Annotated in this window: 13 protein-coding genes; 6 read left to right on the top strand and 7 right to left on the bottom strand. The window is 66.7% G+C overall.

What is annotated here, in order from left to right; genetic code table 11:
* The 4 genes from DYI24_RS10570 to DYI24_RS10555 all read right to left on the bottom strand — a co-directional run.
* On the bottom strand, positions 1 to 1,729 hold a 1,729-nt coding region (locus DYI24_RS10570; protein WP_164572257.1), incomplete at its 3' end, for a hypothetical protein.
* A gap of 149 nt (positions 1,730 to 1,878) precedes the next feature.
* Complete coding sequence (locus DYI24_RS10565) at positions 1,879 to 4,704, bottom strand: DUF4159 domain-containing protein (RefSeq protein ID WP_164572256.1); 2,826 nt, start codon at positions 4,702 to 4,704, stop codon at positions 1,879 to 1,881.
* Entirely contained in the window at positions 4,701 to 5,633 is a 933-nt protein-coding gene (locus DYI24_RS10560; protein WP_164572255.1) for a DUF58 domain-containing protein, read from the bottom strand. The genes DYI24_RS10565 and DYI24_RS10560 overlap by 4 nt, the downstream gene beginning before the upstream one ends.
* Positions 5,633 to 6,637 (bottom strand): AAA family ATPase, encoded by a 1,005-nt coding sequence (locus DYI24_RS10555; RefSeq protein WP_164572254.1) that lies wholly within the window; start codon positions 6,635 to 6,637, stop codon positions 5,633 to 5,635. The genes DYI24_RS10560 and DYI24_RS10555 overlap by 1 nt, the downstream gene beginning before the upstream one ends.
* Positions 6,638 to 6,869: 232 nt before the next feature.
* Here DYI24_RS10555 and DYI24_RS10550 point away from each other — a divergent pair, with 232 nt between their 5' ends.
* From DYI24_RS10550 to DYI24_RS10535, 4 genes are read left to right on the top strand one after another with little or no spacing between them, the layout of a single operon-like run.
* Entirely contained in the window at positions 6,870 to 7,481 is a 612-nt protein-coding gene (locus DYI24_RS10550) for a DUF1285 domain-containing protein (RefSeq protein WP_164572253.1), read from the top strand.
* An 8-nt stretch (positions 7,482 to 7,489) separates the two neighbouring features.
* Positions 7,490 to 8,155 carry a CoA pyrophosphatase gene (locus tag DYI24_RS10545; RefSeq protein ID WP_205523468.1) on the top strand — a complete coding sequence of 222 codons (666 nt, stop codon included), beginning with the start codon at positions 7,490 to 7,492 and terminating at the stop codon, positions 8,153 to 8,155.
* Positions 8,152 to 8,415, top strand: a complete 264-nt coding sequence (locus tag DYI24_RS10540) for a DUF6111 family protein (RefSeq protein WP_107343337.1) — start codon at positions 8,152 to 8,154, stop codon at positions 8,413 to 8,415. Before DYI24_RS10545 ends, DYI24_RS10540 begins: the two co-directional genes overlap by 4 nt.
* Entirely contained in the window at positions 8,412 to 9,668 is a 1,257-nt protein-coding gene (locus DYI24_RS10535; protein ID WP_164572251.1) for a CCA tRNA nucleotidyltransferase, read from the top strand. The genes DYI24_RS10540 and DYI24_RS10535 overlap by 4 nt, the downstream gene beginning before the upstream one ends.
* Before the next feature lie 128 nt (positions 9,669 to 9,796).
* On the opposite strand, the gene DYI24_RS10530 is transcribed toward DYI24_RS10535, so the two are convergent.
* The 3 genes from DYI24_RS10530 to DYI24_RS10520 form a co-directional block, all read right to left on the bottom strand.
* Positions 9,797 to 10,024, bottom strand: coding sequence for a YodC family protein (locus DYI24_RS10530; protein WP_107354539.1), 228 nt, complete (start codon positions 10,022 to 10,024; stop codon positions 9,797 to 9,799).
* A 78-nt stretch (positions 10,025 to 10,102) separates the two neighbouring features.
* Complete coding sequence (gene queE / locus DYI24_RS10525; RefSeq protein ID WP_164572250.1) at positions 10,103 to 10,735, bottom strand: 7-carboxy-7-deazaguanine synthase; 633 nt, start codon at positions 10,733 to 10,735, stop codon at positions 10,103 to 10,105.
* Positions 10,736 to 10,747: 12 nt separating this feature from the next.
* Positions 10,748 to 11,203: a tRNA (cytidine(34)-2'-O)-methyltransferase gene (locus DYI24_RS10520; RefSeq protein WP_107343341.1), complete on the bottom strand. Its 456-nt coding sequence runs from the start codon at positions 11,201 to 11,203 to the stop codon at positions 10,748 to 10,750.
* 276 nt (positions 11,204 to 11,479) lie between these two features.
* Here DYI24_RS10520 and petA point away from each other — a divergent pair, with 276 nt between their 5' ends.
* The gene (petA, locus tag DYI24_RS10515; RefSeq protein ID WP_012494887.1) at positions 11,480 to 12,007 is read left to right on the top strand and encodes a ubiquinol-cytochrome c reductase iron-sulfur subunit; all 528 of its coding nucleotides are present in this window, start codon (positions 11,480 to 11,482) and stop codon (positions 12,005 to 12,007) included.
* 40 nt (positions 12,008 to 12,047) lie between these two features.
* On the top strand, positions 12,048 to 13,320 hold a 1,273-nt coding region (locus DYI24_RS10510), incomplete at its 3' end, for a cytochrome b (RefSeq protein ID WP_164572249.1).

The following is a 13,320-nucleotide window of genomic DNA, read 5'->3' as shown; positions in this document are numbered from 1 at the left end:
CCGACCACAGCCCGAGCTCGTCGGCCGGCAGTGTCGCCCGCCAGGGGCCGGGATCGCCCGCCGCGAGCGTGAGTTCGCGGGTCTTGCCCGAAGGCGAGGTGACGGTGACGGGCGGCACGCTGTCGCCCATGGTCTGTCGCAGCACCTCGAGGTTCTTGCCCTCGGCCTTTAGACGCAGCGCTTCTTCATCGAGGTCGGGCTGCTTCATCAGCCAGTGCGACATCCGCCGCAGCAGATCAAGATGCGGTCCGCCGCCCTCATAGCCGCGTGCCCACAGCCAGATGTGGTCGCTGAGCAGCAGCGCGACCCGGCCCTCGCCGAAATGCGACAGCAGCAGCAGCGGCATGTTGTCGGCGCCGGTCATCAGCGGCGCCGCTGTTGCGTTGCGGGTGTCGACCGTGCGGAAGAACCGGCTCCAATGCGGCGGCTCGGACGCCGAGCCTTCGAGGCCGCGCGTCACCGGATGGCGCTTGCCTGCGTCCGACAGCCGCGCGTGATACGGCTTCTCGGTGACGCCGACCGGCTCGGCCGGCAGCAGCGTGTCGAGCGGCGTACGCCAGATCGAGGTAGTCGACGCGTAGTCCGGTCCCGCCGACACCAGCACCGCGCCGCCATTTTTCACGTAGCGCGAGATGTTGTCGAAATACGCCATCGGCAGCACGCCCTGGCGGGCGTAGCGGTCGAAGATGATCAGTTGAAACTCGTTGATCTTCTGCTGGAACAGCTCGCGGGTCGGGAAGGCGATCAGCGACAATTCGTTGATCGGCGTGCCGTCCTGCTTCTCCGGCGGCCGCAGGATGGTGAAGTGCACGAGATCGACGCTGGCGTCGGACTTGAGCAAATTGCGCCAGGTACGCTCGCCGGAATGCGGCTCGCCGGACACCAGCAGCACCCGCAGCTTGTCGCGGACGCCGTCGATCGACACCACGGCGCGGTTGTTGACCAGCGTCAGCTCGTTCTCGACCGGTGAGGCTTCGATCTCGACGATGTTCTGGCCGGCATGCTTGATCTCGACATCGACGTTGACGGTCTGGCCGCTGAGCACGGTGCGCTGGTTCAGCACTTCGCCGTCGCGCCGCACCACGACGCGGGCGCGGTCGCCGGTGATGCCCTGATCGTCGAGCCGGTAGGTGATGGTCTGGGTCTGGCCGACGATGCCGAACCGCGGCGCTGCCAGGATGGCGATGCGGCGGTCGCGCTCGTCCTTGCGGCCGGTGATCAGCGCCTGCACCGGCGCCTGGAAGCCAAGTGCCTGAGCGTTCGCCGGGATATCGTGGACGCGGCCGTCGGTGATCAGGAACGCGCCGGCGACGCGGTCGGTGGGCACGTCGGACAACGCCGAGGTCACCGCACCGAACAGCTTGGTGCCGTCGGTCTCGCCATCCGCCTGGCCGGCTTCGACGACACGAACCTCCAGGCCCTTGATCTGCTTCAGCCGGTCGACCAGCGCTTCCTTGGCCTGCTCGGCTTCTTCGGTACGCTTGCCGAAATTCTGACTCGGGCTCTTGTCGACCACCACGGCGGCGACCGAGGACAGCGGCTCGCGCTCCTCGCGGGTGAACGACGGATTGGCCAGCGCCAGCACGATCAGCGCCAGCGCCGCGATCCGCACCCACGCGCCCCGCGAGCGCCCGATCAGCAGCACGAGTGCGATGACCGCCACGGCGGCAATCGCGACCCACAGCACGGCGGTCGGAACAAGAGGCGCAAAGGCGATGCCGTAGTGCAATGCGTTCTCCTCGTCGCTCATGGTTCGAGACGCATCGCTGCGCGATGCTCCTCACCATGAGGTCCTCGTTTCGTCGTCCCGCCTCAAGCGAGACCTCTCCCTCATCCTGAGGAGCCCGGCGAAGCCGGGCGTCTCGAAGGATGAGCTAACTACTGCCCCAGCCGCTCGATCAGCGCCGGCGCGTGGACCTGGTCGGCCTTGTAGTTGCCGGTCAGGGTGTACATCACAATGTTGACGCCGGCGCGGAAGGCGAATTCTCGCTGGCGTGGCTCGCCCGGTGTCAGCGGCAGCATCGGCTGGCCGTCGGGCCGCATCGCCCAGGCGCCGGCGAGATCGTTGGAGGTGATGATGATCGGCGACACGCCGTCGCCGCCGCGCGCCGGGCGGGTGGTGTCGTCATCGTCGGTCTCGCGCGGCAGCGCCTCGACCCAGGTTTGGCCGGCGGTGAAGCGGCCGGGGAAGTCGCGCAGGAGATAGAACGTCTTGGTCAGCACGTGCTCGCGCGGGACCGGCTCCAGCTCCGGCACGTCGAGCGACGACAGCACGTCGCGCAGCGTAATCATGCCCGGCGTCTGCGATGCGCCGTTCGGATCCGGCGGCGCTTCGATCGCGTCGCGGGTGTCGAAGATCACCGTGCCGCCCTGCTTCATGTAGGCGTCGATCTTGTTGAGCGCGTCCTGCGGCGGCTTCGGCCCGCCGGCGACGATCGGCCAGTAGATCAGCGGGAAGAACGACAGCTCATCGCGCGCCGGATCGACGCCGACCGGCTCGCCGGCTTCGAGCGCGGTGCGCTGCGCCAGGAACAACGTCAGTCCGCTCATTCCGGCTTTGACGATGGCGTCGACGTCGGCGTTGCCGGTGATCACATAAGCGAGGTGAGTCTGTGCGGTCGCCTTGATGGCGAAGTCGTCCTTGGCGGCTTGCGCGCGCAACGGGAGCGGCATCGACGCCAGCGGCAGTGCGATGATCAGCGCCAGCGCGGCGGTCGCGGCGCGGCGGCGGCGCATCAGCAGCGCGGCGAGGCCGCCGCCGAGCACGGCGACGATCAGCGCATCGAGCAGGAACAGGCCGAGCGACGAGGCCAGCAGCATGCCGCGCAGATCGCGCGGTTCGGCGTTGCTGTAGGCGGCGCGGCGGGCGTTGATCGCCGACGTATCCAGCGGCGCAATCCGGTCAGCAGCGGCCAGCGCGTTGACGGCGATCGGTCCGTCGGCGGGACCATAGAAGCCGGGCGGATGCTCGGCGCTGCCACGCTCGCGGTAATCAGCCGGGATCGGCTTGGCGGAGGCCGGCGGCGGGCCGAACGCGCCGAAGCCGTCGAGCGTGCGCAGCGGCGACACCGTCTCGGCGGCGTTGGGATCGGCGGCAACGCCGGCGCCTGGCGTCGAGGTGTAACCGGACATGTCGACCAGTCGGCGCAGCATCTCGACGAAGGTGCCGGACATCGGCAGGTTCGACCAGCGCATATCGGCGCTGACGTGGAACAGCGTCACCAGCCCTTTGCCGCGATGCTCGCCGGTGACCAGCGGCGTGCCGTCGGCGAGCGACGCCCAGCTCTTGCCGGGCAGGGTCGCGTCCGGCTCGGCCAGCACCTGGCGATTGACAGTGACGTCGCTCGGCAACGCGAGCCCCGCGAACGGGCCGTCGCCGGAGAACGCAGCGAGTTGCTGCGGCTTCTCCCATGTCAGGCTGCCGCCGAGGCTGCGGCCGCCTTTGCGAAGCTTCACCGGCACCAGATCATCATCGTCCTGGCGAGCGAGACGAGGGCCGGCAAACCGCACCAGCACGCCGCCCTGTTCGATCCAGGCATCGAGCCGCTGGCGGATTTCGGGGGACAGCGCGCCGACATCGGCGAGCACGATCATCGGCAGCTTCTGGTCGAGGAATTGCGCGATCACCTGCTGCGGGGCGGCACGTTCGCCCTGGCGCAGATCGGCGAACGGCGACAGCGCACGGGTGAGATAGAACGTCGCCGCGAGCAGCGGCTGTGCCGTGTCGGCACTCGCGCCTGACACGATCCCGACCGCGCGGCGGCGCCAGCGCTTGTCGAGTAGCTGTACGGCGCCTGCGGAGCGCTCGCCGGCGATCTCCAGCCGGGCGATGTCGTTGCGCAACTCGACCGGCAGATCGAATGCGGCCTCGGTTTCGGTGGCGCCGGGCGCGAGGCTGAAGCGGGCTTCGCCGATCGGCGCGCTCTTGGCATCGAGCGCGCGAACCACGCCAGCGTCGACGCCGCCGCTTTGGGCGCGCAGCACTTTCACGGTCATCTTCGCCGCGGCGTTTTCGGCAGCCGCCAATGCATGGGCCGGTGGGGCGCCGCCTTCAACGATGGTGACGCTGCGGTTCTGGACCAGCTTGTTCAGCCCGGTGACGAAATCATTGCCGCGGCCGGTGTCGACACCGTCCGTTAGCCACACCAGTTCGGCATCACCGGCGGTCTTCAGGAAACGCTCGATGCCGGGCAGCGCCTCCACCCGCTCGGCCGCATAGGGCTTGGGCGCGAGCTGACGCAGCGACACCCGTGCGGTGCCGGCCGGCATCAGGGCCGGATCGCGCGCCGTCTCCGACAGCGGCGCCAGCGCCACTGCGCGGCGGGCGCTGTCGGCTTCAGCGATCAGTTCGTCGGCGGCCTTGATCCGCGCCTCCCAGCTCGACGCTGCGCTCCAGCCGTCATCGAGCAGGATCAGCAGCGGCGCCTGACTGCCGCCGGCAGCGGTCTGCGGATTCCAGATTGGGCCGGCAAGCGCGATGATCACCAGCGCGGCCGCGAGCATTCGCAGCGCGGTCAGCCACCACGGCGTACGCGACGGCGTCTCTTCCTTCGGGGCGATGTCGAACAGCAGCCGGGTCGGCGGGAAATCCACGCGGCGCGGCCGCGGCGGCATCACCCGCAGCAGCCACCACAGCGCCGGCAGCGCCAGCAGACCGATCAGCAGCAGCGGCTGTGCGAACGAAAGGGGAAGGGCGCCGATCATGCGCCACGTCCTGCTTTGCCGCCGGCGTCCTTGGCGGTGGTCATGCCGGCGTGCAGGAATAACAGCAGCTCGGCGGCCGAGCGCGAGGTGGTGTGGGTCGAGAACAGCCAATCGAGCTTGGAGGTCTCGGCACGGATCGCGTCACGATGCGCGGCGACCAGAGCGACGTAGTCGCTGGCCCATTTCTCCGCGCGGCCGGCGGTGATCGCACCGCCACCTTCGGGCTCGACGAATTCGACCCGCCCCGCATAGGGAAAGCTCTCTTCGGCCGGATCGACGATCTGCACCAGCGTGCCGTGCGCTCCGGAAGCCGACAGGCCGGCGAGCATTTGCCGGATCTCACCGACCGGCGACCAGAAGTCGGACAGCACCACGATCTCGGCCCGCGACGACGGCACGAATGACGGCGGCAGGCTGCTGCGCGTTGAGGCGTCGTGCAGGATCGCCTGCGCCATCTTGTCGATGACGTTGTTACTCGAGGTCGGGTTCATCAGGCCGGGAATGCCGACCCGTTCGCCGCCGGCGACCAGCAGGTCGGCCAGCGCGAACGCCACGATCAGGCCGCGCTCGAGCTTGCTGTCGCGCGCGGTTTTGGAAGCGAACGCCATCGACAGCGAGCGATCCGGCCACAGCCAGACGGTGTGCGCAGCTTCCCACTCCAGTTCGCGGACATAGAGATGATCGTCGCGCGCCGAGCGTCGCCAATCGACATTTTGCGCCGGCTCACCGGAGACGAAGCGGCGATACTGCCAGAAATTTTCGCCGGCGCCGGCGCGTCGGCGGCCGTGCAAACCGTGCGTGACGTTGTTGGCGATCTTGCGGGCCTCGAGCATCAGGCGCGGCAACGACGCGGCGAGCGAACGGCTTTCTCCGTCCGCGCGGCGAACCGCCAGCGTCTCCTGGGTGCGATGCTCGTCGGCCTGCGCCATCAGCCGATCCGGCTCTTGAGCTTCTGGATCACGTCCGGAATGGTGCGGCCTTCGGCGCGGGCCGAGAACGTCAGCGCCATACGATGCTTCAGGATAGGCTCGGCGAGGTCGAGCACGTCGTCGATCGAAGGTGCCAGCCGGCCGTCGAGCAGCGCGCGGGCGCGCACCGCCATCATCAGCGATTGGCTGGCGCGCGGGCCGGGGCCCCAGGCAATCAGCTTGCCGAGGTCGCCGGCGTCGGGGCCGGGACGTGCCGAGCGCACCAGCGACAGGATCGCTTCAACGACCGAGTCGCCGACCGGGAGCCGCCGCACCAAGCGCTGCGCCGCCAGCAGCGTTTCGCCGCTCATCGTTGCGCGCGGCGCCGCCTGCTCGGCGCCGGTGGTGTCGAACAGGATGCGGCGCTCGGCGTCGCGATCCGGATAGTGGACGTCGATCTCCATCAAGAAGCGGTCGAGCTGGGCTTCCGGCAGCGGGTAGGTGCCTTCCTGTTCCAGCGGGTTCTGCGTGGCGAGCACATGAAACGGCTTCGGCAGATCGTGCCGGGCGCCGGCGACGGTGATGTGCTGCTCCTGCATCGCCTGCAGCAGCGCCGATTGGGTACGCGGGCTGGCGCGGTTGATTTCGTCGGCCATCAACAGCTGCGCGAAAACTGGTCCGGCGATGAAGCGGAACGAGCGCTTGCCCGCCGCGGTCTCGTCGAGCACTTCGGCGCCGAGAATGTCGGACGGCATCAGGTCGGGCGTGAACTGCACGCGCTTGGCATCGAGCCCGAGCGTCACACCCAGGGTTTCCACCAGCTTGGTCTTGGCGAGGCCGGGGACGCCGATCAGCAGCGCGTGGCCGCCGGACAGAATCGTCACCAGCGTATTTTCGACCACGCGGTCCTGGCCGAAGATCACGGTCGAGATCGCTTCCTTGGCGGCGCGCACTTCGCCGGCGACCTGCTCGGCCGAGCGGACGATGACGTCTTCGAGCTTCTCGACACTGTCTGCGCCGGCCATATCGTCTCTCCTGTCCACACCGGCCGCCGCCGGGCCGGTTGTTTTCACCGGGAGCATGTTAGGCTGTTCGCCGCGAGACAGCGAAGGCCCTGGTTTCATTCACCAAATCTTTCCCCACATTATGAGCATCGCGGGATTGGCGCGGATCACGTTGTGGAGAGTTAAACAAGCCGCGCGTGGCGAAACAGGGCAGCTCGGGTGCCGGGTTGGAAATCGAGGGTCAGGGTAAACAATGGCGAAGCAAGGGCAGAGTTCACCGCACAATCTCGACGGCCTCACCGAGGCCGCGCGCGAGGCCGCGGCGAGCGCCGCCAAGGGCAAGGGCTTGCCGCCCGTGCATCTTTGGAACCCGCCGTTCTGCGGCGATCTCGACATGCGCATCGCTTCGGACGGAACCTGGTTCTATCTCGGCACGCCGATCGGTCGTCCCGCCTTGGTGCGGCTGTTCTCGACCATTCTGAAGCGCGAGGGCGACAAACACTTCCTGGTGACGCCGGTCGAGAAGGTCGGCATCAAGGTCGACGATGCGCCGTTTCTGGCCGTCGAAATGGTCAAGGACGCGGACGAGCGCGGAGCGCTTCTGCGCTTCCGCACCAATGTCGACGATTGGGTGACGTGTGACGCCGACCACCGCCTCAGGTTCGAGGTCGCCGACGATGGCGGAGTGACACCGTACCTTCACATGCGCGCCGATTTGTGGGCCAAGGTGACGCGGGCGGTGTATTACGATCTGGTTGACATCGGCGAGGAGCGAGTGGTCGATGGTCACCCGATGTTCGGCATTGCGTCCGGCGGCGCGTTCTTCGCCATGGCCGATGCCGAGCTGATGAGGGAAGCGCATTGACCGGACCGATGACGGGAACGCAGTCTGCCAGCGGTAGCATCAGTTCGGCGGAATTCTTCGATCGGGCCCAGCGCCTGCTGCGGTTCGACGTGCCTGCGGCGCTCACCGACGCCGGGGTGATTCCCGCCACCGGCGATCAGGGCAACGATCAGATGCTGCGCACCATCGCGCAGGAACGGCCGATCCGTCCCGCCGCGGTGCTGATTCCGGTGGTCGAGCACGCCGAGCCGACTGTGCTGCTGACGATGCGGGCCGCGCATCTCAACGATCATGCCGGGCAGATCGCGTTTCCCGGCGGCAAGATCGACGCCACCGACAATTCGCCGCTCGATGCCGCCTTGCGCGAGGCCGAGGAAGAGATCGGGCTCGACCGCTCCTATGTCGAGCCGATCGGCTATCTCGACGTCTATGGCACCAGTTTCGGTTTCCGGATTTTGCCGACGGTGGCGCGGGTGCGACCCGGGTTCGAGCTCACCATCAACAAATCCGAAGTCGACGACGCCTTCGAAGTGCCGCTCGCGTTCCTGATGGACCCCGGCAATCATCAATTGCACAGCAAGGAATTCCGCGGCGCGCAGCGGTCCTACTACGCGATGCCGTTCGCCGAGCGCTACATCTGGGGCGCGACGGCCGGCATCCTGCGCGCGCTGTACGAACGGGTCTGCCTGCCATGATCCGCGTGGTGCTCACTGAGGTCGGAATTTTCCTCATACCTTTCGTGCTCTACGCGGTCTTCCTGATCGCCACCCGGTCGGCAATGCTGCATCATTCATCCTGGCCGCTTCGCGTGGTCGGATGGCTGGTGGCAACGGCCCTGGTGCTGGTGATCTTGAGCTTGCTGCTGCTTGTGCACTATTCGGGCGCACCGCCGGGATCGACTTACGTTCCGGCGCATATGGAGAACGGCAGGCTGGTGCCTGGGGTGGAGAAATGACCGACGTGCCGGTGCGCAGCGATGCGCCGTGGCTGCACACGGGACCGGCGGCGCGGGTGCTCGCGCTGCTGAACGGCGACGGCGAAGAGGCGCGGGTGGTCGGCGGCGCCGTCCGCAATGCGTTGCTGGGCGAGCCGATCGGCGATGTCGACATCGCCACCACCGCGGTTCCGGATGAGGTGGTCCGCCGTGCCAAGGCGAGCGGTATCAAGGCGGTGCCGACCGGGATCGAGCATGGCACCGTAACGCTGGTGCTCGATGGGCACGGCTTCGAAATCACCACGCTGCGCGAGGACGTCGAGACCTTCGGCCGCAAGGCCAAGGTGGCGTTCGGCCGCGACTGGGACCGCGACGCGCAACGCCGCGACTTCACCATCAACGCGCTCTCGATGTCGGCCGACGGCACCGTGCACGACTATGTCGGCGGCCTGGCTGACATCGCGACGCGGCGCGTGCGCTTCATCGGCGATCCGGACCAGCGCATCGCCGAGGATTACTTACGCATCCTGCGGTTCTTCCGCATCCATGCCGCCTATGGTGCCGGAGCGCCGGACCGCGAGGCGTATCTCGCCTGCATCCGCGGCCGCAGCGGGCTCGCGACGCTGTCGGCCGAACGGCTGCGGATGGAGATGCTGAAGCTGATGATCGCCGATGGCGCGGAGGCCTCGGTGGTGGCGATGGCCGATGGCGGGCTGCTGCTCGCGGTGCTCGGCGGTGTCGCCTATCTCGGCGCTTTCGCGGCGATGATCGCCGCCGAACGCGACCTTGGTCTTGAACCCGACGCGGTGCGGCGGCTCGGTGCGCTGGCGGTCGCCGTCACGGAGGATGCCAAGCGGCTCGCATCGCGGCTGCGGCTCTCCAACGTCGAAGCCAAGCGGCTCGACTCGATGGGGCATCGCTGGTGGCGTCTTGCCGGGATGGACGAAGCGACCGCGCGGCGCCGGCTGTACCGGCTCGGTGAAGCGCGGTTTCATGATCGCATGATGCTGGCCTGGGCCCGCGCCGGCCTCGGGGCCGATCCGGCGCCGTGGCGCCAACTGATCGCGCTGCCGCAGCGCTGGCAGGCGCCGGCATTCCCGCTGAAGGCTGCTGATTTCCTGGCTCGCGGCTTCGCTGCGGGGCCCGCGCTCGGCCACGTGCTGACGCTGGCCGAAGACGCCTGGCTGGCGGCCGATTTCCCGCTCGATCCGGCCGCGCTCCGCACCATCGCGGATCAGACCGCAGCGAGATTCGCGCGCGATCATCTGCTGTAACAGAAGCGGCGATCAGCAGGCACGAACACGCCGGAGCGACGTAACGCTAAGCGTTGAGCGGGCCTGAAAATACGCGGCCGCTTGGTGATCCGCGGCCGCATCAGTGATGGCGAAGACAGCCTGCTCGTTCAGGCGACCTTGGTCTGCTCGTCGTCGTCGAGATCGTCGTCTTCGTCCTCATCATCGTCGACTTCGACCGCGATGGAATCGAGCACGGCAAGCGGCAGGGTCTCGCGGAACAGGTCGCCGTCTTCGCCCATCCACAGGCAGGTGGCGCTGTCGTCGCTGGCTTCCGCCACCGTCATCGCCTGGCCGCCGGATTTCAGCATGACGATATCGCCCGGTTTCAAGTCCATGGTCGGCTCCTGCTCGGTTGTTGACCTCGCATTGGAGCCTAGCGATTCGTCATGACAGCCGGATCACGCCGGCGCGAGCTATCTGATGCCGGTGATCTTGTGAGTCTGCAGGCTGAGCCGCCATTGCGGATGCTTCAGGCAGTAAGCGATCGCCCGCGTGGTGTTGTCGTCGCGGTCCGGGCCATCCATCGGTTGCAGCGAAAACCGCTCGAATTCGAGCGCCGCAAAGTCTTCCGGCATCGCGTCCGGCTGTGGGTACACCAGCTTCAACTCATCGCCGCGGCGGATGCGCAGCTCGGCGCCGGCTTTCGGACTGACGCACAACCAGTCGATGCCGGCCGGCGGCTCGATGGTGCCGTTGGTCTCGACGCCGATCGCAAAGCCGCGCGCGTGCAGTGCGGCGATCAGTTCGCCGTCGAGCTGCAGCAGCGGCTCGCCGCCGGTGATCACCACGTAGCGATCGCGCATCTCGCCGATCCACTGATCGCTGATGATGTCGGCGAGCAGCTCGGCGCTGGCGTAGCGGCCGCCGAGCGTACCGTCGGTGCCGATGAAGTCCGTATCGCAGAATTTGCAGGTCGCCTGATCGCGATCCTGCTCGCGGCCCGTCCACAGATTACATCCGGCGAAACGGCAGAACACCGCTGCACGGCCCGCATGGGCGCCTTCGCCCTGCAGGGTTAGAAATATCTCCTTAACCGCGTAGCTCACCCGCGTCGGTCCTCACTGTGCGAATTGGACTTGCCGCAGCGCCTCACCGGTCACCATCGCCGCCGCCATCGCGACGTTCAGCGAGCGCAGGCCGGGCTGCATAGGAATTACCACCCTGGCATCGGCGGCGGCAGCGACCTCGTCCGGCACCCCGGCACTTTCCCGGCCGAGCATCAGTACGTCAGTCGCTTGGTAACGCTGTTCGAAATAAGGCCTTTCACCTTTGGTCGTAAGTAAAATCAGCCGGCAACCCGCGTTTTTCCGCCATTGCTCGAATTTTAGCCAGGAATCGTGCCGGACTATGCTCACCTGATCCAGGTAGTCCATCCCGGAGCGGCGGAAATGCCGATCGGAGGTCGGAAAGCCGGCTGGCTCGATGATGTGCGCTTCCACGTTCAAACAGGCGCAAAACCGAAGAATAGTGCCGGTGTTTTGTGGGATGTCGGGTTGAAACAGCGCGATCCGCATCCCGTAATGCTCCCTATCAACTGAACGATAACGTGCCGTGTGTCATGGCACATCTTGGAATCGATCGAGGCGCGCCAATTAGCCGTTCGCGGGCTTGCGCTCTACCGGCAAGGGTGCCAATAGAACGATTCTGGACTGTCTGTTCTACCCGACCGGCCATGACAAGCGGCCCGGGGCATGTTGAAGGCCGCCGATCTCGCGACCTCCCCGGGCAATCGTCTCGCAAGCTTTGCCGAGAGCGCTGTGCCGGTCGCAGAGATGAAAGGGCTTTGGATCGTGACGACAGAGGCTTCGGCGGAACCGACACGCCGTGATTTTCTCTATATCGCAACCGGCGCGGTTGCCGCCGTCGGTGCGGCGGCCGCGGTGTGGCCGTTCATCTCGCAGATGAACCCCGACGCGTCGACTATCGCTGCCGGCGCGCCGATCGAAGTCGATCTGACCCCGATCGCTGAAGGTCAGGACATCAAGGTGTTCTGGCGCGGTCAGCCGATCTACATCATGAACCGCACCAAGAAGCAGGTCGAAGAAGCGCGCAACACGCCGCTGTCCGACCTCAAGGATCCGCAGACCGATCAGGCGCGGACCAAGGAAGGCCACGAGAACTGGCTGGTCGTGGTCGGCATCTGCACCCACCTGGGCTGCATTCCGATCGCGCACGAGGGCAAATACGACGGGTTCTTCTGCCCGTGCCATGGTTCGCAGTACGACAGCTCCGGTCGTATCCGCCAGGGGCCGGCGCCGCTCAACCTGCCGATTCCTCCCTACCAATTCGTCTCCGACACCAAAGTCCAGATCGGCTGACGTTCCCGTGCGCCGTACCAATGCTTACTAGGATCGCATCATGAGCGGACCCTCGACCTATCAGCCACAAAGCCCCTTGATGAAGTGGCTGGAGCAGCGCCTGCCGATCGCGGGCCTCGTTCATTCCTCTTTCATCGCCTACCCGACGCCGCGTAACCTCAACTACTGGTGGACGTTCGGCGCCATCCTGTCGATGATGCTGGCGGTGCAGATCGTCACCGGCCTCGTGCTGGCGATGCACTACACCCCGCACGTCGATCTCGCCTTCGACTCGGTCGAGCGGATCGTCCGCGACGTCAACTACGGCTGGCTGCTGCGGAACATGCACGCCGCCGGCGCGTCGATGTTCTTCATCGCCGTCTACGTCCACATGCTCCGCGGCCTTTACTACGGCTCGTACAAGGCGCCGCGCGAAGTGTTGTGGATCCTCGGCGTCATCATCTACCTGCTGATGATGGCGACCGGCTTCATGGGTTACGTGCTGCCGTGGGGCCAGATGAGCTTCTGGGGCGCCACCGTGATCACCAACCTGTTCTCGGCGTTCCCGGTCGTCGGCGACAGCATCGTGACGCTGCTGTGGGGCGGCTATTCGGTCGGCAACCCGACCCTGAATCGCTTCTTCTCGCTGCACTACCTGCTGCCGTTCGTGATCGCCGGCGTGGTCGTGCTGCACGTCTGGGCGCTGCACGTCACCGGCCAGAACAACCCGGCCGGCGTCGAGCCGAAGACCGAGAAGGACACCGTTCCGTTCACGCCTTACGCGACCCTCAAGGACGTGTTCGGCATGTCGTGCTTCCTGGTGTTCTACTCCTGGTTCATCTTCTACATGCCGAACTACCTCGGTGACGCGGAGAATTACGTTCCGGCCAACCCGGGCGTGACCCCGCCGCACATCGTGCCGGAATGGTACTACCTGCCGTTCTACGCGATCCTGCGTTCGATCCCGAACAAGCTGATGGGCGTCATCGCGATGTTCGGCGCGATCATCGTGCTGCTGTTCCTGCCCTGGCTCGACAGCTGCAAGGTGCGCTCGTCGCGCTATCGCCCGATGGCCAAGCGCTTCTTCTGGGCCTTCGTGGTGACCTGCCTGGTGCTGGGCTGGCTCGGCTCGAAGCCGGCGGAAGGCATCTACACCACGCTCGGTCAGGTGTTCACCTTCTTCTACTTCGCCTACTTCCTGATCGTGCTCCCGGTGCTGGGTCGTATGGAAAAGACTCTGCCGCTGCCGAACTCGATCGCCGAAGACGTGCTCAACAAGGGCAAGGTCGCCAAGGCCGTTGCCGGCCTGGTGGCGGTGCTGTTCGCAGGCGGCC

The organism is Rhodopseudomonas sp. BR0C11 (assembly GCF_010820945.1).
In the GTDB taxonomy this organism is placed as follows: Bacteria; Pseudomonadota; Alphaproteobacteria; order Rhizobiales; family Xanthobacteraceae; genus Rhodopseudomonas; species Rhodopseudomonas palustris_H.
Note: the sequence above shows the minus strand (reverse complement) of the source record. Positions and strands in the feature narration are given on the sequence as shown.

Coding starts and splice junctions, on each gene's coding strand:
- DYI24_RS10550 (WP_164572253.1), top strand. CDS start 6,870: ATGGCGAAGCAAGGGCAGAGTTCACCGCACAATCTCGACGGCCTCACC.
- DYI24_RS10520 (WP_107343341.1), bottom strand. CDS start 11,203: ATGCGGATCGCGCTGTTTCAACCCGACATCCCACAAAACACCGGCACT.
- DYI24_RS10530 (WP_107354539.1), bottom strand. CDS start 10,024: ATGGACTTGAAACCGGGCGATATCGTCATGCTGAAATCCGGCGGCCAG.
- DYI24_RS10540 (WP_107343337.1), top strand. CDS start 8,152: ATGATCCGCGTGGTGCTCACTGAGGTCGGAATTTTCCTCATACCTTTC.
- DYI24_RS10535 (WP_164572251.1), top strand. CDS start 8,412: ATGACCGACGTGCCGGTGCGCAGCGATGCGCCGTGGCTGCACACGGGA.
- DYI24_RS10555 (WP_164572254.1), bottom strand. CDS start 6,637: ATGGCCGGCGCAGACAGTGTCGAGAAGCTCGAAGACGTCATCGTCCGC.
- DYI24_RS10560 (WP_164572255.1), bottom strand. CDS start 5,633: ATGGCGCAGGCCGACGAGCATCGCACCCAGGAGACGCTGGCGGTTCGC.
- DYI24_RS10565 (WP_164572256.1), bottom strand. CDS start 4,704: ATGATCGGCGCCCTTCCCCTTTCGTTCGCACAGCCGCTGCTGCTGATC.
- DYI24_RS10545 (WP_205523468.1), top strand. CDS start 7,490: ATGACGGGAACGCAGTCTGCCAGCGGTAGCATCAGTTCGGCGGAATTC.